Annotated in this window: 20 protein-coding genes; 15 read left to right on the plus strand and 5 right to left on the minus strand. The window is 43.1% G+C overall.

Features of this window, described 5'->3' with window-relative positions:
* Position 1 precedes the first annotated feature (1 nt).
* Entirely contained in the window at positions 2-553 is a 552-nt protein-coding gene (locus tag R8G66_18520) for a hypothetical protein (protein MDW3194377.1), read from the minus strand.
* A 102-nt stretch (positions 554-655) separates the two neighbouring features.
* On the opposite strand from R8G66_18520, the gene R8G66_18525 reads away from it, so the two are divergent.
* The 4 genes from R8G66_18525 (at position 656) to R8G66_18540 (ending at position 4,769) form a co-directional block, all read left to right on the plus strand.
* Entirely contained in the window at positions 656-1,930 is a 1,275-nt protein-coding gene (locus R8G66_18525; protein ID MDW3194378.1) for a prolyl oligopeptidase family serine peptidase, read from the plus strand.
* A 121-nt stretch (positions 1,931-2,051) separates the two neighbouring features.
* The gene (locus R8G66_18530) at positions 2,052-2,939 is read left to right on the plus strand and encodes a dienelactone hydrolase family protein (protein ID MDW3194379.1); all 888 of its coding nucleotides are present in this window, start codon (positions 2,052-2,054) and stop codon (positions 2,937-2,939) included.
* A gap of 146 nt (positions 2,940-3,085) precedes the next feature.
* The gene (locus tag R8G66_18535; GenBank protein MDW3194380.1) at positions 3,086-4,231 is read left to right on the plus strand and encodes an acyl-CoA desaturase; all 1,146 of its coding nucleotides are present in this window, start codon (positions 3,086-3,088) and stop codon (positions 4,229-4,231) included.
* A 133-nt stretch (positions 4,232-4,364) separates the two neighbouring features.
* The gene (locus R8G66_18540) at positions 4,365-4,769 is read left to right on the plus strand and encodes a DUF3052 family protein (protein ID MDW3194381.1); all 405 of its coding nucleotides are present in this window, start codon (positions 4,365-4,367) and stop codon (positions 4,767-4,769) included.
* 362 nt (positions 4,770-5,131) lie between these two features.
* Here R8G66_18540 and R8G66_18545 read toward each other — a convergent pair whose 3' ends face one another.
* Complete coding sequence (locus R8G66_18545) at positions 5,132-6,613, minus strand: PLP-dependent aminotransferase family protein (protein ID MDW3194382.1); 1,482 nt, start codon at positions 6,611-6,613, stop codon at positions 5,132-5,134.
* A gap of 72 nt (positions 6,614-6,685) precedes the next feature.
* Here R8G66_18545 and R8G66_18550 point away from each other — a divergent pair, with 72 nt between their 5' ends.
* The 9 genes from R8G66_18550 (at position 6,686) to R8G66_18590 (ending at position 15,362) form a co-directional block, all read left to right on the plus strand.
* Positions 6,686-7,339, plus strand: a complete 654-nt coding sequence (locus R8G66_18550) for a pyridoxamine 5'-phosphate oxidase family protein (GenBank protein ID MDW3194383.1) — start codon at positions 6,686-6,688, stop codon at positions 7,337-7,339.
* Between the two features lie 182 nt (positions 7,340-7,521).
* Positions 7,522-9,297, plus strand: coding sequence for a tetratricopeptide repeat-containing sensor histidine kinase (locus tag R8G66_18555; protein MDW3194384.1), 1,776 nt, complete (start codon positions 7,522-7,524; stop codon positions 9,295-9,297).
* A gap of 198 nt (positions 9,298-9,495) precedes the next feature.
* Entirely contained in the window at positions 9,496-10,542 is a 1,047-nt protein-coding gene (locus R8G66_18560; GenBank protein ID MDW3194385.1) for a M14 family metallopeptidase, read from the plus strand.
* 6 nt (positions 10,543-10,548) lie between these two features.
* On the plus strand, positions 10,549-10,917 hold the full coding sequence (locus R8G66_18565; GenBank protein MDW3194386.1) for a MerC domain-containing protein: 369 nt from the start codon (positions 10,549-10,551) through the stop codon (positions 10,915-10,917).
* Positions 10,907-11,323, plus strand: a complete 417-nt coding sequence (locus R8G66_18570; GenBank protein MDW3194387.1) for a hypothetical protein — start codon at positions 10,907-10,909, stop codon at positions 11,321-11,323. Before R8G66_18565 ends, R8G66_18570 begins: the two co-directional genes overlap by 11 nt.
* Positions 11,320-11,745, plus strand: a complete 426-nt coding sequence (locus tag R8G66_18575) for a hypothetical protein (GenBank protein MDW3194388.1) — start codon at positions 11,320-11,322, stop codon at positions 11,743-11,745. Before R8G66_18570 ends, R8G66_18575 begins: the two co-directional genes overlap by 4 nt.
* Before the next feature lie 5 nt (positions 11,746-11,750).
* Positions 11,751-12,971 carry a GTP-binding protein gene (locus tag R8G66_18580; protein ID MDW3194389.1) on the plus strand — a complete coding sequence of 407 codons (1,221 nt, stop codon included), beginning with the start codon at positions 11,751-11,753 and terminating at the stop codon, positions 12,969-12,971.
* A 218-nt stretch (positions 12,972-13,189) separates the two neighbouring features.
* A complete protein-coding gene (locus R8G66_18585) occupies positions 13,190-14,329 on the plus strand; it encodes an alpha/beta fold hydrolase (protein MDW3194390.1) in 1,140 nt (379 codons plus the stop codon).
* Between the two features lie 232 nt (positions 14,330-14,561).
* Positions 14,562-15,362 (plus strand): sterol desaturase family protein, encoded by an 801-nt coding sequence (locus tag R8G66_18590; GenBank protein ID MDW3194391.1) that lies wholly within the window; start codon positions 14,562-14,564, stop codon positions 15,360-15,362.
* Positions 15,363-16,127: 765 nt separating this feature from the next.
* Here the strand turns inward: R8G66_18590 and R8G66_18595 are convergent.
* Positions 16,128-18,578: a prolyl oligopeptidase family serine peptidase gene (locus tag R8G66_18595; GenBank protein ID MDW3194392.1), complete on the minus strand. Its 2,451-nt coding sequence runs from the start codon at positions 18,576-18,578 to the stop codon at positions 16,128-16,130.
* Between the two features lie 167 nt (positions 18,579-18,745).
* Here R8G66_18595 and R8G66_18600 point away from each other — a divergent pair, with 167 nt between their 5' ends.
* A complete protein-coding gene (locus R8G66_18600) occupies positions 18,746-19,213 on the plus strand; it encodes a histidine triad nucleotide-binding protein (protein MDW3194393.1) in 468 nt (155 codons plus the stop codon).
* 79 nt (positions 19,214-19,292) lie between these two features.
* Entirely contained in the window at positions 19,293-19,913 is a 621-nt protein-coding gene (locus R8G66_18605; protein ID MDW3194394.1) for a hypothetical protein, read from the plus strand.
* A 30-nt stretch (positions 19,914-19,943) separates the two neighbouring features.
* Here R8G66_18605 and R8G66_18610 read toward each other — a convergent pair whose 3' ends face one another.
* Positions 19,944-21,119, minus strand: coding sequence for a VCBS repeat-containing protein (locus R8G66_18610; protein MDW3194395.1), 1,176 nt, complete (start codon positions 21,117-21,119; stop codon positions 19,944-19,946).
* Between the two features lie 392 nt (positions 21,120-21,511).
* Positions 21,512-24,724 (minus strand): glycosyl hydrolase, encoded by a 3,213-nt coding sequence (locus tag R8G66_18615; protein MDW3194396.1) that lies wholly within the window; start codon positions 24,722-24,724, stop codon positions 21,512-21,514.
* Between the last annotated feature and the right edge of the window lie 112 nt (positions 24,725-24,836).

Here is a 24,836-nt window from a genome sequence, read left to right on the forward strand (position 1 = left end):
ATTATTCTGCCAAAATATCTTCGATGATCTTAAAATGATGATCCGTATGGATTTCGATAAAACGTAAGGCCTCATTTCGACCCATTGGTCCAAAGACCGGATGATTCACAAACTGATCAGGATTCAATTGGCTGGCTTCAGATATGCGTGCCTTCGCATCTTCCAATTGGCGTATGATGTCTTCCGTTAAAATAGTTTCAGGCGGTGTGACACTTTCTGGTGCTTGCGCAACTCCTCTTGGAAAATCTCCGAGAAGAAAAACGATCTCTTTCTGAACAGAAAAGTTACTTCCTGGGAAATCTTCAGCTTTAGACACTTCTACTCCACCATACAGCCGATCAATCACTTTCAAAATATGATCTAAATGCCAGGCTACATCTGCCTGTGAGACTTCTGTGTTCCTCATGTCTCTATGCTGGAGGTATTCTTCAATTTTCACAAAGTGCGTTGACATATGGTCCGCTTGGGGATCTCCGATAGGGATCATAAAAATGACAGCAAACACCAGTACAATAAGTACCAATACGATTGCGATTCGCTTAAAAATCTTCATATTAAGTAGGTCAATCTGAGGTTGGACTCCTTCAAATATATCCTAAACTGACTGGAAAGAACCGGGAATAATTTAACTTCCACCTTCAACGCTTAAATTCTTATGATCGCAAGGTTTTCCTCTCTGAAAGCATTTTTTACCTACACTTTCCTGCTACTGTTCCTTGTAAGCTTCGGACAAAAAATCCCTGAAGGCAATTACGTGAAAGTGGTTGAAGGCTTTGATTGGGGGTCTGCAGTCACTAAGGTTATTTTACCTCTGAACGAAGAGCAGCGCACATTCGATCATTCGAACGTGCAAGTGGTTGCCGAACGTCAGTCCGAATGTTTCCCTCAAAACGCTACAGGTCTCAAAGGTGAAAGAAGTATCCTGTTTAGCTTTATTTCTGACAATAAAGGAAACAGGGTAGATAAAGGAAACCATGTAACCCTGGTGATGGCTGTAGGGCCAGACTTATCGATAGGATCTCCTATGCAGTACTTCGTCGGTTGTGGTGGAACAAAATGGGTAAACTATAACCTGATTATTACTGATCAATCTTCAGGTCAGGTGTGGGATCAGGAACATGATTCGATCAGTCCCATCGTGGATCAATTTGACCTGGATGGTACATTCACATACAAGGATCGACAACCGCTCACCTATGCTGCTTATAAACCAACTATCGCTGCATCAGAAAAATCTCCTTTGATCATTTGGCTACACGGTAGTGGCGAAGGCGGAACAGATACGACTGTTCCTCTATTGGCTAATAAAGCGGCTAACTATGCTTCGGAGGAGATCCAATCTATTTTCGGAGGCGCTTTCGTGTTGGTTCCACAATGTCAGGGGGCCTGGATGCACAACGAAAGGGGCATCTCCACCTGGGGAGAGGAAAATGATGTTTACAACGAAAGTCTCTTGGCCCTGATCAAGGATTTCGTCAATAAAAATCCGAAAATTGATGAAAATCGAATCTATGTAGGTGGATGCTCCAACGGTGGATACATGAGCCTAAAACTGATGCTACTCGATCCCGATTATTTTGCGGCTGCTTATGTGAGTGCTTTGGCTTACAAATCGAAATTTTTGACAGATGAAGAGATTGAACGAATTGCCAACAATTCCATTTGGTTCATCCATTCCGCGGATGACCCTGCGACTGTTGCTGACGAAACGGTGATCCCTGTGTATGATCGATTGATCCGTGCAGGGGCCAAAGATGTGCATCTGTCATTATATGAACATGTGGTAGACCTTTACGGTTTCTACGGAGGAAAAGACTATCGCTATAATGGGCACTTGTCGTGGATCTATTCTCACAGTAATCACGCAGCGAAAGTGATCGATGGAAAGTACACCTCCGTAATGGAGTGGATGAGTGGTAGGAGGAAATAGCGCACCTTTTGATATATTAAATAAAATTCTATAACCCGGCCAGGGATCTTCGATGATGAAGGCCCCGGACTAGGCGTCGCCGAATAAATCCGAGGAGAGAACCATTAATGACCAACCCAACATGAAAGAGATCAAAAAAGAAGACATTGACCAGGAGGTATTTGACCTTTATGACGATTATGCACACAACCGACTGGACCGACGGGGATTTGTAGAAAAACTTTCAACCTATGCTGTAGGCGGACTTACGGTGAGCTCGCTCATGAGTTTCATGATGCCTGACTATGTCAATAAAATCCGTGTACCTCAGGATGACCAGGACCTTAATACGGAAACGATCGAATATGATTCACCAAAAGGAGGCGGAACCATCAAAGGTCAGCTTTCCAGACCGGCCAATGCATCCGGTAAAATGCCCGGCATTGTCGTAGTGCACGAAAACCGCGGACTAAACCCTCACATTGCGGATGTTGGGAGACGCGGTGCAAAAGCAGGTTTTATCACCATCTCTCCAGACGCCTTGACGCCATTAGGAGGGTATCCGGGAACGGATGATGAAGGTCGGACCATGCAACGTAAGCGAGATCGAAATGAAATGCTGGAAGATTTCATAGCAGCTTTCAATTACTTAAAAAATCATCCGGAATGTGATGGCAATGTAGGTGTAGTAGGCTTTTGCTTTGGTGGCTGGATCTGCAATATGATGGCAGCAAAATTACCTGACCTGAAAGCCTCAGTCCCTTTTTATGGAGGACCAGCAACTTTGGAAGACGTACCGAATATTCAAGCACCGCTGATGCTCCATTTTGGCGAATTGGATAAACGAGTAAATGAACGATGGCCGGCTTATGAAGAAGCTTTGAAGGCGAACAATAAATCCTATCAGGCTTTTGTCTATCCAAATGCCAATCATGGATTTCATAACGATACTACCCCACGTTATGATGAGGAATCTGCAAAATTGGCCTGGAGTCGAACAGTAGACTTTTTCAAGGAAAATTTAAAATAAGTAGTTCGCAAAAAAACCTCTCTTTTTTTTGAGGCTATAACCGAAACTTATTGACTCATTAGTGACTTTTATCATGATACGTCAGATCGCTGTTGCAAATGGAAATTCTGGATTAGTTTTGCATCGGCAAAAATTGAGATTGGAAAGTGCTAAAAAAGACTACCTCGGACAAAGTTGTCAAATACAAGAGTAATAAAGTAAAAGACGACTTTGCCAAAGAGCTGAGAAAAAGGGTTAATGCGTACTTTAAAGACAACAACCTGTCGCCCTACGCAAATACTGAAGTAAAGGTCAAAGGCATCTTTGCTTTTGTGATGTGGTTCGCGTTTTATGCGCTGATCATGTCAGATATCGCAAGTGGTAATTTCTGGCTGTTGATGTTGGCGTTCCTTGGATTAGGATTTGTCAATATTTTCATTGCCTTTAACATCATGCATGATGCATGTCACAATGCCTATTCGAAAGATAATAAAATCAATCGCCTGTTAGGCTATAGTATGAACTTCATCGGTGGTAATAGCTACCTGTTCACACGAATGCACAACGCGCACCATGCATTTGTAAATATCGCAGGGATCGATGTGACATTGGAGACGCACGGCATGTTCCGTTTCACACCACATGAGCCATGGGAACCCAAGCATAAGTGGCAACACATTTATACGCCCATTCTTTACACCCTGGCCATGATCCATTGGGTGACCATCAAAGATTTCAAATGGATGTTTGGTGAAACCAGCATCGGAAACCAGAAGATGATCAAACACCCAATCAGTGAGTACATCATTTTAATATCTAGCAAGCTGCTTTATTACGGCGTGACTCTCTTTTTACCAATGGCTTTGTTGAGTACACCATGGTGGTGGGTAGCGATTGCCTGGGTAAACCTTCACTTGCTACCAAGCTTGTGCTTTGCGTTATTGTTCCAGGTAACACACGTTTATACGGGAACACACTATCCATTACCAGATGGTGAGGGTAATATTGAGAATAACTACTTCCTACACGTTTTAGAAACGACTGCTGATTTCAGCCGGGAAAATAAATTCATCACCTGGTTGTGTGGTGGAATTAACATCCATGTGGTTCACCATTTGTTCCCTCACATTAACCATGCGCATTATATTCCAATTACAAGGATCATAAAGGATACTGCTGAGGACTTTGGGATGCAATATCAGGAAAATCCTAACTTCTGGGTAGCCTTGAAATTGCACATGAAAATGTTGAAGAACTTGAGCCGTAAAGACGCAGAGGTACCTCAGTACGGTGCCAGTGCTGCTTTGGCTTAACGCTACTATTTGTCGAATTTCGACATGCCTGTTTGTAGACAAAGCAAGATTTCAAACCCTGGCCAAAAGGCTGGGGTTTTCTTTTTTGCATTAACTTTCTTGAAGACTTTTTAAACTTCAATATCTTCAAGCTATGCCTGCCGGATATTCTGGAACTCCTCTTGCTAAAAAATTAGGTATCAAGCCTGGAAATCACATCAAGCTAGTCAATGAACCTGATCATTATAGGGACTTGTTTGAGGATTGGCCAGAGGAAGTGAATGTAGATGCTAATGGAACTGATCTTGATTTTGTTCACTTGTTCATTACACAAGAAAAAGACCTGGAGCCTTTGGTTCGTGATGCAATGACACGGCTAAAAAAGTCGGGTATGGTATGGGTCTCCTGGCCCAAGGGAGCAAGCAAAATTGAAACTGACCTAAACCGGGACATTATCAGAGAAAGTGTACTGGAAATCGGACTGGTGGATGTAAAAGTAGCAGCCGTGGATGAAGACTGGTCCGGATTGAAATTCATGTACCGGAAAAAGGATCGATGATAAATACCCAACAGGGTTATCTGCGCTAATCCAGTCAACCCTGTCAGGGTTTTAACAACTAGTAGCCCTTGTTTGTATCTTCACCATAGCCGTCAACTTTAGAATAGTTAAAGCCATAAATCGCCAAAAAGAAGATGAATTTAAATCGTCATTGCGAACATAGTGAAGCAATCTTACGATTTATTGGTCTAAACTCCCGGTAAAAGATCGCTTCGGTCCCTCGCGAAGACGGGAGATTTTAGCTCCTTTTCCTTAAGTTGACGGCTATTGTGTCTTCACAAACTTTAAGTACACAAGATTTATGATCCTCAAACGATAGCGTTTCTACTAAAATGCTTTCTTCGACAAGCTCAGAATGACATTTACATTCGATTCAATACCCTTTCCAAAATCTCAAACGCTCTTCTCCTCTCCTCTTCATTCAAGGAAGCAAACCCCATTCTAATATGGTTATGATATTGCTTATGCGGGTCATAATTTTCCCAATTAGTAATTTCAAGGCCTTCCTTTTTCAGCTGCTTGCTCAAATCAGCAAGTGGTCGACTTTTGTCGAACCCTACCCAAAAAGCCATCCCACCACTCGGCTTTTGATAATTCAATGATTCAGACAATTGATCCAGATGCTCGGCAAAAGCATCTCTTCTTTCCCGATACACTTTCAAAGCTTTTTTACTGTGACGGGCGAGATCGCCATTCGCCATCAACTGTGCGATGGCACGTTCCATGATGCTGTCCCCTTGCCGATCCATGATCCGACGGTAATAAGCAGCAGATTCAATAAAATCACTCGGGCCAACCAAAAACCCGATTCTCAACGCCGGCGATATGATCTTTGAAAGTCCTCCAATATAGACTACCTGACCACCTTGATCTACGCTAGCCAAAGGCAACAACGGGGATCGCTCGTAGTGAAAGTCATAATCATAATCGTCCTCTATGATCGCAAATCCATACTGTTTGGACAATTGCAGCAAATGCATCCTGCGATCTGCGGAAAGCGTGGCAGTGGTGGGATGATGGTGATGGGGCGTTACATAAACAGCTGTCAGTTGATTTTTCTGACAATAATCCTCCAGCATCTCTGTATTCATACCATGTTCATCCACAGGAATATGCACCAGCTCCGCCCCAAAATGCACTAAGGTGTAATTTGCTGTCTGATAATTCAAATGCCCTACGCCAACTTTAGCTCCCTGATTCAGCATCAAAACCGAGGCCAGGTAGATTGCCATTTGACTACCACGTGTGATCAATACATTTTCTGCATTCACCAACAGCCCGCGTGTATTTCTCAAATATTTGGCATATTCTTCTCGCAACCATTCATCCCCATAAGGAGAACCATACGACCAATGCTTTAATTGATAAGTTCTGGAGAGCATGTTCCGATAAGTCCTTTGGATATCCTCTATTGGTGACAACCGCAAATCAGGCAATCCTTCATCAATCACCAGCCCTGTTTTATGGACCAGATAGGGAAACTTCAAGGATTTATGCTGATGAAAATCAAAACCCGCCTTTGGAGCAGTTTGTTGATGTGAAACTGCGCTCCAGGATTGAGGGTCCAGTTTTGGAATATGGCTGGCCACATAGGTTCCCTTTTGTGGGATACTTTCCAAAAAGCCCTGTTGTAACAATTCATCAAAGGCCATATTGATGGTTTTTCGGTGTAGGTTTAGTTGACTGGCCAAAGACCTGGAACCAGGCAGTTTCTGACCGGGAAGTAATTTCCCGGAGGTGATCAATTGCGTAATGCCATTACTCACCTGAACATAAATAGGTAAATCCGATTGCCTAACAATGTTTAGCTCTGTAATCAATAGGAATTCAACTGGACTACTCATTATATCAATTCTGGACCACCAAAATAGTCCAATTATTCTCTATGTTTGATGTGTACTTTAAAAAGTTCTGCCATGAGCACATACGAGAAAACCCACGTGAATAAAGTAAAAAGAGGTCCAAACAGAGCGATTTATGATCAAGACGAAATCTACAAGATCATTGATAGTCAAATGATCTGTCATGTGGGATATGTTTATGAAGGAACGCCTATCACGATCCCTACAGGTTATGGTAGAATCGAAAACACCTTGTACTTACATGGATCCATGAAAAACAGAATGCTGCTGGGGATTGCAGCACTGGAACAGGCCAGTGTCACCATTACGCACCTGGATGGATTGGTCCTCGCCCGATCAGTATTTCATCACTCGGTCAATTACAGGTCTGCTGTGATTTTTGGAAAACCTCATATAGTCACAGAGCGCAACGAAAAGATGAAGGCGCTCGAGGTGATCACAGAAAACTTTATTACTGGGCGTTGGGAAGAAGCACGACAACCTAACGAAAAAGAATTTGAAGCAACATTGGTCATTGCTGTTCCTATTGAATCTGCATCCGCAAAAGTGCGTTCCGAAGGTGTAAATGACGAAAAATCGGACCTGGAGCTGGACATTTGGGCTGGAGTAGTCCCTCTGGAAATGGTCGCACGAGCGCCTATTACAGAACCTGACTTGAAAGAAGGGATTTCGGTACCTGATTCGGTTCGGAAATTCAAGCTGACATAATAGCATAAGCACAATGCAGATGAAAGTTGTCAACAAGCCGTGTTTTGCTAAAATATTTTAATGACGAAAAAAATCCAGTTCGTCCGCGAAAATTCGCATTCACTTCATGAAGCCACTGTCAAGCAATGACTCCCATTTAAATTGTGGGTAGTTGAGATTAAGTCTCAATTGTCATCGCTTACATGGAAAAGATGGACTTACGGACAGCCGAGGAAACGGATCTGATCCAGAAAATGCTCACTGAAGCCTATGCCAGTCGAATCAATGATTTGACGAAAAGTAAGCGTATGGCTGAAAAAGCGTTGAAGCTCAGCCGTGAAATCGACGACCTGCATTTGATCGGCAAGTGTCTGTCAGATCTCTCCCTCTACTACATGATTCTCGGTGAGTATGAATCCTGCATTCAATTTGGAGAAGAAGCAATCGGTTATTTCTCCCTGACTGGGGATGAAAAAGGTATTGCTGATGCGAAATACAGCCTGGCTGGAGCGCTTTATAAAACCGATGAATTCAACCGGGGACTCAATTACCTCACGGAATGTATTCCCGTATTCAAAAAGTTCGAGGATCATCACAATACTGCCCGAACATTTAAATCCATTGGTACAATCTACGAATATTTTGGTGATGAAAAAGCGGCCATTGAAGCCTATCAATATTCCATAGAGGCCGGTATTTTGGCGAAAGATCTTAACGTTCAATCAAATGCTTACAATCCTCTTTCAGGTATCTATCTGAATAAAGGACGTACCAAAGACGCCATGGAATTGATCCAAAAATCAATTGCCATGAAAAATGAAACCAATGATGTTCGGGGATTGGCTTTTGCCCTTTACGGCCGTGGTAAGGTCTACACCAAACTCGAGCAATATGAATTAGCAGAAATAGATTATTTCGAGGCCATCCGGATCCATGAGGAAATGGGCGAAAAGCTCGGGGCAGCCATGACCTTCCACAAATTGGGGTCACACTACCTGCAAAAAGGAGACCTGGAGCAATCCAATGATTACCTACAAAAAGGCCTCAAGTTTGCAAATGAGAACAGGATCGCACTGATCAAATTCAAGTGCTACTACTTGCTGTACGAAATACACAAAAAACAAGGTAATACGGAAAAAGCGCTGCATTATCTTGAAAATTTCGTTCGTGAAAAAGAGTTGGTCATCAATACAAGATCATTCAAAATCATAGAAGGCTACGATGCCATCGCAAAAATGGAAGTAGCCGAGTCTGAAATCCAGGCCCAAAAAGAAAAGTCGGAGATCATAGAAAAGAAAAACCTGGAATTGGATGCCTTCTTCTATCGGGTTTCGCACGACTTAAAAGGCCCCATCAATTCCCTGCTTGGCCTGGACATGATCGTAAACGAAGAGATCAAGGATGAAACGACGCGAGAATACCTTGGGATGTACCGCGTACAGATCCAACGCATCAATCAGATTTTGGATGGCTTGATCAAAGTGACCCGGATGTCTCATACCTCGGAGAAAGCTGAACCAGTAAAATTTGAACAGCTGATTGAGGAATGCCTCAAATCCTATCAGTTCATGACCAACTTCAGCCGCATCGATTTTGAAGTGGAAATAGCTGATTCTCTCGAATATCGTGCAGAATGGGCGCTGATGAATACCATCATCCAGAACCTACTGGAAAACGCCATTAAATACGCCCGTATTCCAAAAAATGAGCCCAAAATATACATTTCAGCCACAGAACATAAAGGTGCTATAGTTATAAAGGTACAGGACAATGGCGTGGGTATTGATCCAGAACAACAAGAGAAGATTTTTGAGATGTTCTATCAATCCGATCGAAAGCAATCAGGTGTCGGACTCGGGCTTTACATCATTAAAAGAGCCGTCGATCAACTAGAAGGCACCATCAAACTGGAAAGTGAACCAGGAGTAGGTTCTAAGTTCACTGTAAAACTCCCGAAATACCGGAAGTCATTGAAGTAAATTCAATTCTTGATTCTCAGCAATTCTTAGTTTGATCGTTTTACCCATCAAAACCATTCATGGATTATAGATGCAACTTTATTGCATATATAAGTTTAATGTAATAATTTCGCATAAGCAAAGTGACTTTGAGTTACGATCTGAATCAATTCAGGTTCAGAGAAGACTTGATAGACGCTGTATTCCTGAAACCTGATCATGCAATATCTAAGCCGAGTATTGTTCTTATTTTTTGCAATTCATGCTTTTGGTAAGCAACCCTTTGAATTTCAGGGACAGTTGATCCAACCAGGAAGTAAGTCACACTTTACTGTAGAAATCTCGGCCACAAAGCATGAAACATTTATTCCCATCACCATCTTTCACGGAAGTGAAAGCGGGCCCGTCCTGGGAATAACCGCTGGCGTACATGGATATGAGTACTCCCCAATCCTGGCAGGTCAGCAATTAATCCATCTAATTGATGTTTCCACTTTAAAAGGCACCGTCATCCTTGTCCAAGCCGCCAATGTGGAAAGTTTCCTGGGACGTTCACCGTACGTAAACCCAAAAGACGGAATAAATCTAAATCGCGCTTTCCCCGGAAGTCCCGAAGGCACACTGACGGAAAGGATTGCCGATTTTATTTCAACTAAAGTGATCCCACGATGTACGCATTTCATTGATGCGCACAGTGGGGATTCACCAGAAGACCTGATCCCCTACTCAGGCTACTATCATAATGATGGCATGCCCGAAGTTTCTGCCCGGGGCAAAACAATGGCTGAAAACCTCGGTTTTGATTATGTTCTGATTTTTCAAACCACTGGAAAAGATTACATGAAGCCAGGTTCACCCAGCACCTATTGCTCCGCGCAAGCGTTCAAATTGGGCATTCCTGCGGCAGATATTGAATGTGGCCGATTAGGCATGGTGGAACCCAAATACGTTAATAAAATCGTCGATGGGTTGACCAACCTGATGGATGCTCTGGGCATGACTGAAGAAAGCCCTAAGGAGGTTGGGACAACTTTCATCATCGCGGAACGCGCCTCGATGAAAAGTGACCATACGGGATTCTTTTATCCAGAAAAAGCGGCAGGAGATTATGTAACCAAAGGTATGAGACTTGGCCATATCACCGATTTCTTTGGTCGCAAGAAACAAGATGTCTTCTCCTCCACCAACGGAGTAATTTTATACATGCTGGGCACACCTCCTGTCAATGCTGGAGAAACCCTTGCTTCAATAGGAATTACAGAATAAAGACCTATGAATAAGAAATTCGGGATTGATCAATTAGGAATGTGTGCTTCGGCTTTATGTATCATCCATTGCATGGCCTTACCTTTTTTGTTGATTTTAGGCTTGGACACTATTTTTTGGTGGACAGAAAATGAAGCGGTTGAACTCACCCTGATTGGTCTTTCTCTGATTATTGGTCTCATCTCTTTTATTGGTGGATACATCAAACACAAAGAGCATTTCGTCCCGGTTTTATTCCTTGCAGGCATGCTTTTGATCATTAATGGAGAATCTGTTGCAAAAGAATGGCTAGGACTGCTACTTTCGGTCTTTGGTGCGGGCATCATCATGTATGCCCACTTTAATAATCATCAATTGAGACGTTATGTGGCTTAGTATTTTAATGATCATCCTTGCTCCACAGCAGGTTGCAGGATGGGAGCTTTTTGCAACAGTAGATTTTGAAATCCGATACATCGAAGAGCTTGGGTATGATGTGGAATATCCATTATTTGATCAGGAAATCCGAAGAAAAGACGGTAATGAAATTGAAATAAGTGGTCATTATCTCCCGCTGGATTATGGCAAGGATAAAATTATCCTGTCGAAGCTTCCTTTCGCATCATGCTTCTTTTGTGGTGGAGGTGTAGGCCAGGAAACAATCGCAGAAATTCATTTTGCCAGCGAGCCACGTCGGTTTATTCCCGATGAGATCCTTACGATCAAGGGCCGACTGAAGCTCAATGAAAATGACTATGACCACATGGTCTTTATTATTGAAGAAGCCGAATTAATTGAATGAAAAAGTACTGGTTTATCTTATTGCTCGCTTACGCATGTGGTTCTTCAAAAGAAGATCCCAATTTGGCGCAAGCCATGGACATACACAACGAGGCTACGAAAATTGGGCACAGCGCCTCCATGAGCGTTTCACAGCTTAAGAGTTTGGAGGCTAAAATGAAACAACCACAACTGGATTCACTCAATGCCATCACCACTGACTTAAGTGAATGGTATGAGACGTTAGTAGAGGTTCCAGGTAATGAACATGAAGATCATGACGGTCACGACCATGATCATGACCATCAGGAAAATTACCTTGAGGGATTATCCTCTGAAGATATTCTAGCGATTCAAGCGGAATTGAAAAAGCAAATTCAATGGATCGACGCACGGGTGAATAATCTGATGAATGACGTCAGAGCAAATGACAATGAGCAATAATTAAGATGCTTTTCAAAAAGAAGAAAAAACTACCTGTAACTGTACTCAGCGGATTTTTGGGTGCCGGAAAGACGACCTTACTCAACCATGTGCTCAACAATCGCGAAGGCCTAAAAGTAGCGGTCATTGTGAATGACATGAGCGAGGTGAACATTGATGAAAAACTGGTCGCTAACGGAGCACAGTTATCTCGTACGGATGAGAAACTTGTCGAAATGAGCAATGGTTGTATTTGCTGTACGCTACGGGAGGACTTGATGATTGAGGTAGAGAAACTGGCCAAAATGAACAAGTTCGACTATTTACTCATTGAAAGCACAGGCATTTCCGAGCCTATTCCGGTAGCTCAAACATTCTCTTTTGTAACAGGTGAAGATTTGTATGACCTCACTCAAGTCAGTAAGCTGGACACCATGGTGACGGTAGTAGACGCACTCAATTTCTTCAAAGATTTTGGTAGTCCGGAAACGATCGTTGATCGGCAAATGACCGACGATCCTGAAGATGCCCGCTCCATTGTCAACCTCTTGACTGATCAGGTAGAATTCGCTAATGTGATCCTCCTGAATAAAGCTGATCTGGTCACTGAAGATCAAATGGGGTTGCTCGAAAAGACATTGAAAAAGCTAAATCCCGCTGCCAAGCTCATTCGAACAACCAATAGCGAGGTAAATCCTAAAGAAATTCTGAATACAGGCATGTTCGACTATGATGAAGCCGAGCAATCCGCAGGTTGGCAAAAAGAATTGGAGCTGGCACAAAAAGGAATTGCACATAGCCCGGAAACAGAGGAGTATGGCATCAGCTCTTTTGTCTATCAAAATGCAAAGCCTTTTCATCCGGACAGATTCATGGATTATGTATCCATAGACTTCCCCACAACCATCGTAAGGAGTAAGGGTATTTTTTGGATTGCGTCACGAAAAAGTAAAGCCATTCTTTGGAGTCAGGCCGGAGGATCATTGAAAGCAGAGGAATACGGCAGTTGGTGGGCTAGTGTGCCCATGAAAAGACGAGCAATGAGCCCTGATTACCTGGAAAACCAATCATTGATACAGGATAAATGGGACAAGAAATGGGGTGACCGCCTGAACGAACTGGTATTCATTGGACAGGACATGGACAAGGAGAAAATTACAGCAGACCTGGATGCTTGCCTGATCACTGACGAAGAAATTGCCATGATGGATAGCGGTCAAGAGTTTCAGGACGGTTGGCCATTTTGAAATCAAATTTGATAAAGTACGCTCCAGATATTTGATTATCTTTTTCGTCAATGACACCATCATCGATGGGTAAGAGAACCCATTCGAAGAACAACAGTTCACAGGCAAGGTGACACTGTTGATACAGTTTTGATCTTTACAAGTCCATATTGGTCGTAATAGCTTAATTTTCATCAAGAAGAAAGGTCATATGTCGACCTATTGAATTGAAAAGGGTAATGACTGAACAATTGATCAAGTTGCCTACCGAGGATGAGGGCTTTATTGCACTCTGGAAAGTCTCTTCTGAACAAAGTAGCGATGAAAGAAATGTCTTATTGACCCACGGTACCTTTTCAAATAAAAAAGTACTGAATGGCATTTCCCAGTATTTGACAGAATATGGGTTTACTTGCTGGATCCTTGAATGGAGAAATCACGGCCACAGTTCACAAGCTTCGGGATTCGATTTCGAGACCATTGGAAAAGTTGACCTTAAAATCGCTCTTGAATATCTAATCAATCAACAGAAGGTCCATAAAATTGACTGCATCACGCATAGTGGAGGTGGAATATGTTTGACCATCACGTTGATCCATTACCCTGAATTTCAATCCAAAATCGTTAGTATCTGCTTCTTTGCGTGTCAGGCCTTTGGTGCATCAACTTCTCTATTCCGACACTATCAAATACTACTGGGGAAATATGCGAGCAAGCTTGTCGGCTTCTCTCCTGCAAAAATGATCGGGGGTGTCGAAAATGAACCTTACTCACTGATGAAACAATGGTTTGATTGGAATTTGATTCAAAAATTCAAAGGAAACAATGGACACGATTTTTTGAAAGCAATGAAATACATCAAAGTTCCTGCCCTGTCTATCTATGGGGAGGGAGATAAATTCATTGCACCGGCAGAGGGTTGTGAAAGATTTCTTGCAGGGTTTATCAATAGAAAAAATCAGACTTTATCCTGCGGTAAATCCAGTGGCTATGCAGAAAACTATTCGCACAGCCGCATCATCCAATCGCAAAATGCCAAAAAAGAAATCTATCCCAAGGTATTGGATTGGATCAATCAGGAACACCGTATGCTAACCCCTACAATGATCGCTGACTATAAGGAACTTAGGGGGCTAAAACATGCATACCAGGAAGGTGGGGATCTGGAAGACATCCTTAACCGACTGATCAGTATTGCCAAACGATCTTTCACCGACAATTCCGCATACACAGACTCCCTTATGGACCTGAAAGACAAAGTGAACTTACTGGCCAAAACTTATCGTGAAGGAAAGATCGAAACCCAGGCTTATGGGCCAAAATGGGATGAGATTGTCCGAGATACGCTTATGGTCATCGATCAAATGGAAAGGGATTAAATAACATGGCTCCAGAACAAATTGAGAAATTATAGGTTGGCAATCCTCAGGTTTTTTCATCAAAGCAAAAGCACTGGAAAGAGGACCGACGGAAAATGATTACATGATTCCAATTCCTGAAAACGAAATAGAAACGGCTAAGGAATTGATGCAGAAATATGAACAGTAATTAGGCAATTTATAAGTCATAGACCATTCAATTCATGTGAATCCTTACGACTAACTTTATCCCATGTTCAATGGACTTGCTAACACGGATTTCACAGAACCTGCTTACTTCTTACTTCTCACAAGTATCTTCTTTGGGGCGGTATTTTTCCGGTACCTTTTTGTATCAGGTGTATTCCATTACGTGTTTTATGTCTTGCTCAGAAAGCAATACCAACATCGCATCTTAAACGGCGACCCGAAAAACAAAAGTCAAATCAAAAAGGAAATCTATTGGTCTGCGATCACTTCACTGATTTTCGGGGTGTCCGGAACCCTCATGATCATATTATGGCAAAAAGATTATACCGGAATTTACCTGGATCTTGATCGATATTCCTTTTGGTATTTACCCGTAAGCCTGTTCATCGTGTTATTCTTGCATGAGACGTATTATTACTGGTTGCACCGATGGATGCATCTCCCCAAAGTTTATCACCTCATGCACAAAGTCCATCATGATAGCATTCATACCAATTCCCTGACTTCTTTCTCATTTCATCCAATAGAATCAGTTGCACAAGCAATCATCATCCCGCTTATCGTGTTCTTTGTGCCAATCCATATTTATGTATTGCTCGTGGTGCTGGTGATCATGACTTTTAGTGGCACGTTGAATCATGCCGGGGTAGAGCTCTTCCCGGAAGGCTTTCATCAGCATTGGCTGGGCAAATGGCTGATTGGTGCCAGTCATCACGACCAGCATCATAAGAAATTCAGGTTCAATTACGGCCTATATTTCACTTTCTGGGACAAGTGGATGGGTACCGAAGCTGACGATTATGAGGTGAAGTTTGATCGCCCTGTTAGCGACTCAAAGTCCTAACAGGGTTTAATCGCACCTTCTCATGATTGAATCATTAGACTTCCCCCATTAATTCTATTCCTCCAAAATCAAATGATCGATCCTACTAGAGTCCTGTAAGTCAAGATTAAACTTTTCATAACTGTCACGACCGCCAAACCATTCCAGGACTGATTCCCGTTTCAGTTTGTTAGGTCGGTCACTCAAAATACTTATGAAAGATGAATACGGCCATTGCCTAAAATCCTCTATCAATACATGTTGTTGTGGATTTGCATGGATATAAAATATAAGTCTCGAAAAATAACCTTCTTCTAAAACAGAGATACGGCGAAAGGGAAGTTCAAATAGTTTTCCTTTTCGGTTGAATTGTCTATTGAATGCTTGTGTATAGCCACTGAAGAAATGAGAAAACTGAAGACTTATCACCGTCGAGAGACTTTGGTTTGACTTTGTCTTGTGTTATTTCAAGGATAAGCTATTAATAATTTCATCTTCATCCTTGGTTTGAATGAGGAAATGAAAATGATTACATAATAGGCAATAAGCGTAAGTATTGGCTATCGGACTGATATAGTCACTATACTTCTGAAGGAAGTATTGAAAATTACCAACACTTTCAAAAATGCTCATTCCATTAACTCCTCGGTTATAGATATGATAGAAAGTGGATGTAGTTCGTTGTTCTGTGTTTTCCATAAAGATGAAATAACCCCTGTTAGGGTCACGAATGGTGGAATAACCCCTGTTAGGGCCTTAAAGCCTCTAACAGGGTTGTTATTTTTCTTACCTGTCCACCTTATCGACGGTAGTTTCCAGACTAGGTCGGTTCTTTACGTGTTCTTCCAGCCATCGATCCTGCTCCCACAATACATGCATAATGCTCTCCTTGGCACGGTAACCGTGGCTTTCTTTTGGCAACATGACCAGCCGGGCCGGGCCGCCTAAGCCTTTCAATGCGTTGAAATATCGCTCACTTTGCATGGGATAAGTTCCTGAATTATTGTCTGCTTCTCCGTGGATCAGTAACAAAGGTGTCTTCATTTTGTCCGCATGCATGAAAGGTGACATGGTGTAATAAACTTCTGGTGCTTCCCAATAGCTCCTTTCTTCACGCTGGAATCCAAAAGGAGTCAATGTGCGGTTGTAGGCACCACTTCTCGCAATACCGGCCGCAAAAAGGTTGGAGTGACTGAGCAAGTTCGCTACCATGAAGGCACCATAAGAGTGCCCTCCAACGCCTACCCTGTTGCGATCAATGTACCCTAGAGCATCCACGGCATCAATCCCAGCCTTGGCATTAGCCACCAATTGCTTTCTGAACGAGTCATTGGGTTGCTCCTCGCCTTCTCCTATTATTGGGAATGCTGCATCATCCAGGACTACATAACCTCTGGTAACCCAATAGACAGGCGAGCCATAGTAAGGATATACAAACTCGTTGGGATTGGTCGTATTTTGTCCTGCACTGGCTTTGTCCTTGTATTCAACCGGATAAGCCCACATGATCATTGGCATTTTCTCCTTTTTCGTTTTGTCATATCCCAGCGGCAAGTAGAGTGTACCCGTAAGCTCAACACCATCATCTCGTTTATAAGAAATGACTTCCTTTTCTACATCCATCATCGCTTTGAATGGGTTTTCAAATCGCGTGATTGGCTTAAGGTCAGTCTTCTTTTTGATGTTCCGAACATAATAATTAGGATACTCAGTGGGTGATTCCAGCCGCACCAGTATTTCTCCTTTATTCATATCCATGGCATAAACCAGGTCTTCCACTTTATCCGTGTACTCAGACTGATATAACCGAGAGGTTTTACCACTTTCAAGGTTGATTTGATCTACAAATGGGAACTGGCCGTCCGCGGTGAATCCATCTCCCATCAAGTAGGCATTACCTTTATCAACCGCCAAAACCGATTGATTGAATTTATTTCTTTTTGTGACGAAGTTTCCAGGATCACTGTATCGATCCTGATAGTTACGATCAGAAATGATCTTTGGCGCTTCAGAGGCATCAGAAGGATTGAAAACATAGGTCCTCGTATTTCGATTGTCGAACCAATAGTCGTAACCAATCGCAACATTGTCATTACCCCATATGACACCTGAGAACCTGTTCTTCATTTTAATCAACGATCTGGGTTCCCCGGTAAAAGGTGCGGGCAATTCAAATGCCTCATCATGAAATTCTACCTCTGCTGCTGGATCTCCCCCATCTATGGCTTGGGCCCAAATCACGGTTGCGGCTTTATCTCCTCTCCAGCTGAAGCCCCTGGGCTTATCTGTGGTTGACATGAATCCTTTAGGACGTACTTCGTCTACGGGCATATCCAACAACTGCTTGACCTGATTGCCTCCTTTGTCGTAAATGACTGTTTCCGAAGCGAATCTGTAATAAGGCACTAGATAAGAAAAAGGGCGCTTGACTTTCGTCATCAAAACATAATTACCATCAGGCGAATAGCTCATGCCTCGATACATCCCCGTTTCCATCCAACGAGAAGTGGCGCCATCAACCGTCACTTTGAAGATCTCAGAACGTGCTAATTGCTCAAAATTTTGCTCATCTGCAGGGTTTTTCAATAAGTCCTGATAAGTCCTGTTCTGGGCCTTAGCTCCTGAACTCACAGTTACAGTTGGCCCTGAAGGCACAGCTGTGAGCACATTGATTAGTGGTACCCGATCTGTAGGAAGCATTTTGACCAACATACTTTTACTATCTGCGGCCCAAGCCATTGGCCTTCCAAGGTTGGCATTGGCTCCTGCTTCTGTTAGTTTTCTCGCCGTGCCCTTAGCTACCTCCAACATCCAGATCTCCACGCCTGAGCTTGTGGTATGTGTAAAAGCCATGAGGTTTTGATCTGGAGACCAACTGAAATTGGCTAATCGAGGGTTTTCAGGAAGTCCGCTGACTTGATTGGCATTTTCTGCAAATGCCTTTTTCACTTTCAGGTTGTTGAAGAATGTGGTTCTGCTCCCGATATTGGTAACCGGATTGATGCGTAACCCTCCCAAACGAAGTTCTTCTTCTGATAATTCCGCGATGGTCTTGTAGGCGTTGCGATATAATAACACAACATTTTCACCCTTGCTATCAATTCTAACACTGGGTGCCAAGGGCGCATCTACCAGGTCTTTGATCTCTTTGGGCGGTTCCTGATAGTTCAGACCGCCTTGTGCTGCTACTCCAAAAACAATGGAGAGACAAAAAAAGTAGGATAAGATCTTCTTCATGTTCTGATTCTCTTTAGGTTTTCACTACAATAAATTTAAGGTAAAGACCTACTTACAGCATGTACCGCTCATGTAAGTCTGAATATTTCGATGAATGAAATCAATAATGATAAGTATGAGAAGCTGATAAATCGCGAAATTGTCAATCCTGGTTTATTCCTCTACCTATGAAAAAAATATTTGCATTATGTATCAGCATGTTCGCTGCAGCAGTGATTGTCACCGGCCAAAATCCTGATTATCAACAAAATAAGGCAGAGAAAATTGCCGATGGTTCCGTATTTACTAAAATCATCAAAAGAGAGCTTCCTGCAGATATTGTCTATGAAGATGACGAAATCATTGCATTCGTTCCTTTGCGGTTACAAGCGCCCGTCCATTTGTTGATCGTTCCTAAAAAAGAGATATACACCATCAATGATGCATCGGATGAAGATGCATTGATGCTTGGCAGAATGTTTCTGGTTGCCAAGAAGCTGGCAAAAGAAAAAGGTATTGCCGAAACAGGTTACCGGCTTTCTATGAACATCAATGAACATGCCGGCCAATCGGTCTTTCACCTGCACATGCATTTGTTAGGAGGTAAAACTTTAGGTCCAATGGTCACACAGGATTATGTGGCTCCTGATAGGTAAACCTGTGTAGTAATTGAAGGTGATCGCTTAGATTCTAATTATATTTATCTGTATTGATCTACTTAATATTTCAGTAAATATGTCAGAAGCACGTGACGGAAAAGAAATGCTGGACCTACCCGTTATCACCAAGGCGCTATTCACAATCATAGGCATCATCTTAATTGGAATAGGTTTTGTAATCATTGTATTACACCTAAATGAAATGGATAAATATCCTTCTCCAGACGAAATGGAAGTGTCCTTTCTCATAGGGATAGGATTGATCACTCTGTTTGCCGCCTATTTCCCATGGTTAAAATTGAAGATTGGTGATTTCGAGGTTGAAAGAGCCGTTGAGGATCAAGCAAGAGATTATCAAACAGAAATAAAAAGACTTAGGGAATTCATCTTAAAACAGGAAAAGGAAGTCAATGCACAGGAAGCTATATCAGTAGACATTAAGCAATCTTTCGCCAAACAAAAGGAGGAATTTGGTCAAGATGCTAAGGATAAAGAAATCATTTATGAATTACTAAAGAGGTATCCCAACGATGGGTTCAACATTACAAGAATTAAAAATTTCGAAACCGGGTTTAACACACGTCAAGATATCTCTTCTTCAAAGATTCGGGTACTAGCCAATGAACTGGTGGATGTCGGAAAAGCAAGAACTCGAATCAGCAAGACGGGCAATATCTTATATCAAGCCATGAAGTAATTCTACAGTGGGAATGTATATCGATAGTTCTTAATCTTTCCCCAACAACAAAAAATCCTGCGAACCTCGATTACTAAGGAACAGGTCTTTGATGCCGTCTCCGTTGAGGTCAACAAAGTCGATATCGAATCCACGGCCAGTAATGCTTGCAGGTAGCATACTTTCCGTTACTGAAAATTTTCCCTTACCATCATTTAAGTATACGCTGAAAGGTGTCATACCATCGAATCGAGGACCGTTTGTATTTCCGGTCATGATATCGGCATCTCCATCATTGTCAATGTCCAGAAATGCTACACCAAAGCAACGATTCTCATCATTAGGAAGGTGAGTCTCAGTAATATCAGAAAAGACACCTTTCCCATCATTGAGCAGCAACCGGTTCTGCCGGACCGCCCCTTCTACAAAAGCTTGAACGTTCCCATACAGGATATCCAGGTCACCATCACCATCAATGTCCGCGACATCTACTTCTCTGGTTTCTTCCGGTGTGTCACGATAAGGCAATCTTTTTGAAGACTGATCTTCGAAAAAGCCTTTTCCATCATTGATCATCAATCGATTAGCATCTTCATTTCCAATCAAAAGGTCCTGATCTCCATCCTGATCAACATCAGCCAAGGTCAAATCCTGGGTCACATCAATGAACAGCCCCAGCCGTGATTGGGTCTCGTCTTTGAAATTGCCTTTGCCATCATTGATCAGTAGGTTGTTTTGTCCATTGTTCCCGATCAGAATATCCGGAGCACCATCGCCATTGATGTCGAAGACCACTACTGAATTGGAAGTACCAGTCACCGGAATCCGGTCTCCTGCATCGGCAAAGGTCCCATCGCCATTGTTCAAATACAGCTCATTAGTTTGATCGTCTTCACTTACCACCACGATATCAGGGTCACCATCCCCATCAAAATCCGCAATTCCAATGTCTTCACTGTCATGATTGACTTGTGGTATTCGCGTACTCCCGTTGGTAAACTTTCCTGTTCCGTCATTGATGAGCAAGATATTCGGCCGATGTTCATTGGCAATAAGAATGTCCAGGTCACCATCCTGATCCAGGTCTGCAATGCCAGCATCCATTGACAATCGTTGCAGGTCCTGATAAGGCAAATGTGTTTTTGTTACATCTCGATAACTGACATTCTGTGCAAATCCAGTTTGCAGGATCAACATCAGCAGGCACAACAAGGGAAATCTTCTCATTTCTATTAAGGCTCAATTTGTGACGAATCTAAATGATGGCCAACCTTACTCAACAGCGCTATTATGTGTATGGTCGAATCGCTGCATCAATTATGACTGTCAAATGACAAATCCAGGTAAAGTCCATTTAAAATAAGCTACTAACCGGAGAACAATTTTAAAACACGTCATTCTCGAAAAATGGCCTCAAAATTTCTCTAAAAAGGGCATTTTGTCCCGGCCGGGAGCGGCGGGAATCTCATCAGCGCGTTAAAGAGATTCCCCGGACTGGGCGTCTGGCAATTTCTGACCTTCTAGGAATATTTGGCCAGAAAATTCTGGAATGATCGATCCACGCAGGACGGGTCACGCAGACGCGTTGAAAGGCGTGTTTTAATATCGAGTTAAGATTACTACAATAGATCTAATCGCAAGCCACTGGTAATGGAAGCCGCTTTCAACTGCTCGTCTAATCTTCCGATCCGATCCAATAGTGTATTATAAGACCTCCTCCATTCTCCGAATTCCTGTTCTGCAATTTGAAAGCTTTCTCTTTGGGTTCCAGTTGGATCTGAAGTGGAGCTCCACGTTTCCCAACGGATCCTGTTGACCCTGCTATTGATGGAGGGTGGGATCAATTCCATTTTTCGAATGATGAGATTATTCCCTTTCAATTGAATACCCAGATCCAACAGCACCTGACGTATTTGTTCGATTTCATTGATAAGTGTCATAGAAGCATTTCTGTCGATCACTGCTTTTCGGGCATTCTCTAACGCTTTTGTATTTGCCTCTCTCAGCTCATCCGCCTGATCAATGGATCGCACTAGCTGAATTACCGAAAGTAAAAACTCATTTTGGGCAGCAATATCGGTCGCTGGCAAAGTCTTGTTATCGAGTGATTTGACTTCAAACGTGCGCTGCTCTCCAAAATCGGTGTACTTCCCGTTAACTACTTGTCCCATGGCGACTGAATATTTTCCCGGAGGTACTAAAGGTCCGTCCGTACCATTCTTTCCCGCATATCGCAAGTTCCAGGAAGTCCGATTAATCCCTTTTCGTATGTTAGACTGCACACTCGCCACCTGACTGCCATCAGCATCCCTGATCACGAAAACCAACTGAGGTTTTGACTCCCGTTTTTCTTCCGTGAATTCCTTCCAATCCGGATAAGGAACAGGCTTACCATTGTCCACTAATTGCTTTTCTTCTTTTTGCCGCTGCTGCTGCAGGGTCATTGGGGTTGTATTCATATAATGCGTAAACACTGCTCCGAATGCTGGATTTGGAGAACTGAAAAAGGAATTGCCAAGTGCACCTCCATCCGGATTATCCTGAATGTAAGACCAGGCACCGGCTACTTCAAAGAGATGCGCTTCTTTGTCCATGGTAGCTTGTGAAAGCTCTCGCAAAAAGCTGTAATCGTCCAAAATGTAAAAACCTCGACCAAAAGAAGCCGCTACCAGATCATTTTCTCTTTGTTGCAATTCAATGTCCCGGATGGCAATCGTAGGAATCCCTGATTTCCATTTGATCCATTGCTTACCCCCATCAATACTTACATGCAAGCCGTATTCGGTTCCTGCGAATAGCAAGTCAGGTGCCAGATGATCCTGATAGATGGTCCAACCCCATTCGTGAGCAGGCAGATTAGAGGAGATGTTTTTCCAGGTATTTCCTTTGTCATCACTTCTAAAAAAATAGGGTTTGTAATCACCGTATTTGTGGTAGTTAAATACTGCAAATACCGTGTTTTCATTGTGAGGAGAGGCAAACAAATCCGACAAGTAGGCCAATTTAGGCACGCCGGGAATCCCTTCTATTTTTCTCCAGGTTTGTCCATCATTCTCGGTGACCTGGATCAATCCATCATCTGTTCCCGCATATAACAGTCCCTGCTTCACCGGAGATTCTGTTAATGCCACAATAGTCCCATAAGGAGAAGTCCAAACGTTTTTAAAAATCGCATCGATCCCCCAGACGCGACCCATGACCTCCATCTGATTCCGATCTTTTTGCCGGCTGAGGTCGCCGCTGATCTCACGCCACAAACTACCTCGATCGGTGCTCTTAATCAGCTTATTCGCAGCAAAGTACAAGGTCTTGTGATCGTGCGCACTGATCAGCAATGGTGAGTCCCAATTCCACTGGTAAGGTGGCTCACCACCTTTGGGTTGCGGCTGAATGTCCATACGCTCCCCACTTTTACGGTCATACCTGACGATACCTGCATACTGATATTGTGAATACACGATATTGGGATCGGTTGGATCTACTCTAGTCTGAAATCCGTCTCCACCTAAAGTGCGGTACCAATCGCTGTTTCGAATACCTACACGATTGATGGTCTGACTTGGGCCGCCCAGTGTGTTGTTGTCTTGCGTTCCTCCGTATACGTTATAAAACGGTGCTTCAGTATCAATTCCCACACGATAAAACTGAGTGATAGGCAAATTGTCCGTAAATCGCCAGTTCTGGCCCTGATCCCAGGTTTCGTAGATGCCTCCATCTCCGGCCATCAGGATGTAATTTGGATTGTTCGGATCAAACTCTATTTCGTGATTGTCCACATGGATTCCCCTGTGATTAAGTCGTTCTAAAGTCTTACCCCCATCGACAGATACTTTGGTGAACGTATCGACAATATAGATCTTATCAAATTGTGCCGGATCAGGGAATATTTCCATGTAATACTGCGCATCGATGACCATATAGTCACTCATCCTGGACCAGTTTTCCCCATTATTTTCAGATCGGTAAATGCCTTTGGTAGATTCGGTTCCTGCCACAATCGCATAAAGCACATCTGGTTGCTGAGGGGACCTGGCAATCCCAATTCGACCTAATTCACCCTGTGGAAATCCACCCTTGACCTTGTTCCATGTTTTTCCGCCATCTGTTGATTTGAATGCACCTCCTTCCGGTCCACCCGCAACCAGTATTCCAAAATGTCTTCTGCGTTGATAAGCCGTAGCGATCAGGACATCAGGATTCCTGGGATCCAGACTAACATCTGAAATTCCCGTCGTTTCACTGATAGTAAGTACCCTTTCCCAGGACTTACCCCCATCCATGGTTTTGTACAATCCGCGATCGCCACCATCTTTCCAAACACTCCCTTGCGCGGCTACATATACAATATCTGAATTTGTGGGATGGATAGCAATCTTGCCAATGTGTTCGGAGGTTTTCAACCCGACATTGGTCCAGCTTTCGCCACCATCCGTGCTTTTGTAGACCCCATCTCCCATACTCACTGAGCGCTGTGCATTGTTTTCACCGGTTCCAACCCAGGCAATGTTTGGGTTGTTGCGATCAAATTCCACTGTACCAATGGAAAAGGAACCTTCTCCATCAAAGACGGGCTTCCATGTCGTTCCCGCATTGACTGTTTTCCAAACACCTCCGGATGCGACGGCTACTAATCGAATGCTTTGGTTATGAGGATGGACCGCAACATCTACAATCCGGCCACTCGTCTTTGCAGGCGACAGGTTTCGCAGGGAAACACCAGAAAAGACTGCTGGATCAATCTTAGGTGAAGTGGGTGTGGTATTTCGCTTTCGTTGCGCATCAAGCTGAATCGTCAGCAACAGGATAAGGGCAAGTACAATGGTCCGTTTCATGGGTAATTGATGTTGGGTAGCTAAACTTAGGAAGATTTTGGGAATAGTGCAGAAGCAAATCCGAGGGGAATCCGACATGAATTCCCTTCACATAACTCCACTTTCATTTCAC

The sequence above is a fragment of the Cytophagales bacterium genome (assembly GCA_033344775.1).
GTDB lineage: Bacteria > Bacteroidota > Bacteroidia > Cytophagales > Cyclobacteriaceae > JAWPMT01.

Coding starts and splice junctions, on each gene's coding strand:
- R8G66_18580 (MDW3194389.1), top strand. CDS start 11,751: ATGCTTTTCAAAAAGAAGAAAAAACTACCTGTAACTGTACTCAGCGGA.
- R8G66_18590 (MDW3194391.1), top strand. CDS start 14,562: ATGTTCAATGGACTTGCTAACACGGATTTCACAGAACCTGCTTACTTC.
- R8G66_18575 (MDW3194388.1), top strand. CDS start 11,320: ATGAAAAAGTACTGGTTTATCTTATTGCTCGCTTACGCATGTGGTTCT.
- R8G66_18595 (MDW3194392.1), bottom strand. CDS start 18,578: ATGAAGAAGATCTTATCCTACTTTTTTTGTCTCTCCATTGTTTTTGGA.
- R8G66_18555 (MDW3194384.1), top strand. CDS start 7,522: ATGGAAAAGATGGACTTACGGACAGCCGAGGAAACGGATCTGATCCAG.
- R8G66_18565 (MDW3194386.1), top strand. CDS start 10,549: ATGAATAAGAAATTCGGGATTGATCAATTAGGAATGTGTGCTTCGGCT.
- R8G66_18540 (MDW3194381.1), top strand. CDS start 4,365: ATGCCTGCCGGATATTCTGGAACTCCTCTTGCTAAAAAATTAGGTATC.
- R8G66_18525 (MDW3194378.1), top strand. CDS start 656: ATGATCGCAAGGTTTTCCTCTCTGAAAGCATTTTTTACCTACACTTTC.
- R8G66_18600 (MDW3194393.1), top strand. CDS start 18,746: ATGAAAAAAATATTTGCATTATGTATCAGCATGTTCGCTGCAGCAGTG.
- R8G66_18610 (MDW3194395.1), bottom strand. CDS start 21,119: ATGAGAAGATTTCCCTTGTTGTGCCTGCTGATGTTGATCCTGCAAACT.
- R8G66_18585 (MDW3194390.1), top strand. CDS start 13,190: ATGACTGAACAATTGATCAAGTTGCCTACCGAGGATGAGGGCTTTATT.
- R8G66_18520 (MDW3194377.1), bottom strand. CDS start 553: ATGAAGATTTTTAAGCGAATCGCAATCGTATTGGTACTTATTGTACTG.
- R8G66_18550 (MDW3194383.1), top strand. CDS start 6,686: ATGAGCACATACGAGAAAACCCACGTGAATAAAGTAAAAAGAGGTCCA.
- R8G66_18530 (MDW3194379.1), top strand. CDS start 2,052: ATGAAAGAGATCAAAAAAGAAGACATTGACCAGGAGGTATTTGACCTT.
- R8G66_18615 (MDW3194396.1), bottom strand. CDS start 24,724: ATGAAACGGACCATTGTACTTGCCCTTATCCTGTTGCTGACGATTCAG.
- R8G66_18570 (MDW3194387.1), top strand. CDS start 10,907: ATGTGGCTTAGTATTTTAATGATCATCCTTGCTCCACAGCAGGTTGCA.
- R8G66_18545 (MDW3194382.1), bottom strand. CDS start 6,613: ATGAGTAGTCCAGTTGAATTCCTATTGATTACAGAGCTAAACATTGTT.
- R8G66_18560 (MDW3194385.1), top strand. CDS start 9,496: ATGCAATATCTAAGCCGAGTATTGTTCTTATTTTTTGCAATTCATGCT.
- R8G66_18605 (MDW3194394.1), top strand. CDS start 19,293: ATGTCAGAAGCACGTGACGGAAAAGAAATGCTGGACCTACCCGTTATC.